Genomic DNA, 1,167 nt, shown 5'->3' on the forward strand with positions numbered 1-1,167 from the left:
AATCTTGGAGACCACGCCCGCGCCCACAGTCCGGCCACCCTCACGAATAGCGAACCGCAGGCCGTTTTCCATCGCGATCGGCGCGATCAGCTCGACACCAAACGACACGTTGTCGCCCGGCATCACCATCTCGGTGCCTTCGTTCAGCTGAACCGTGCCCGTCACGTCCGTCGTCCGGAAGTAGAACTGCGGACGGTAGTTCGCGAAGAACGGCGTGTGACGGCCACCCTCTTCCTTGGTCAGGATGTAGGCTTCGGCCTCGAACTTCGTGTGCGGCGTCACAGACCCCGGCTTGCAGAGCACCTGGCCACGCTCAACCGCTTCACGGTCGATACCACGCAGCAGCGCGCCGATGTTGTCGCCCGCTTCACCACGATCCAGCAGCTTGCGGAACATCTCAACGCCGGTGCAGGTCGTTTTCTGCGTGTCCTTGATGCCGACGATTTCAATCTCGTCGCCCACGTTGATCACGCCACGCTCCACACGGCCGGTCACAACAGTCCCGCGGCCGGAGATCGAGAACACGTCCTCGACCGGCATCAGGAAGGGTTGGTCAACCGCGCGCTCGGGCGTCGGGATGTATTCGTCCACAGCCGCCATCAGTTCTTTGATCTTGTCTTCGCCGATGTTGGCGTCACGGCCTTCCATCGCCGCCAGCGCGGAGCCCGCGATGATCGGCGTGTCGTCGCCGGGGTATTCGTAGCTGTCGAGCAGCTCGCGCACTTCCATTTCAACCAGTTCCAGCAGCTCTTCGTCGTCGACCTGGTCCACTTTGTTCATGAACACGACGATCTTCGGGATGCCAACCTGGCGGCCCAGCAGGATGTGCTCGCGCGTTTGGGGCATCGGGCCGTCGGCAGCGTTCACAACCAGGATCGCGCCGTCCATTTGCGCCGCACCGGTGATCATGTTCTTGACGTAGTCGGCGTGGCCGGGGCAGTCGACGTGGGCGTAGTGACGCGCGTCGGTTTCGTATTCCACGTGCGCGGTCGAGATCGTGATCCCGCGGGCCTTCTCTTCGGGCGCGCCGTCGATCTGGTCATATGCCTGGAAATCACCAAAATACTTCGTGATCGCCGCCGTCAGCGTCGTCTTGCCGTGATCAACGTGCCCAATCGTGCCAATGTTAACGTGCGGCTTCGTACGTTCAAACTTTTCCTTTGCCAT

The 1,167-nt window shown here is 61.6% G+C and carries 1 protein-coding gene; it reads right to left on the reverse strand.

Annotated elements, in window-relative coordinates; all coding sequences use genetic code 11:
• A partial coding sequence (tuf, locus tag FD715_RS22395; protein WP_147115507.1) for an elongation factor Tu occupies positions 1-1,167 on the reverse strand: 1,167 nt, incomplete at both ends.

This window comes from Tateyamaria sp. syn59 (assembly GCF_007995245.1).
Classification (GTDB): Bacteria; Pseudomonadota; Alphaproteobacteria; order Rhodobacterales; family Rhodobacteraceae; genus Tateyamaria.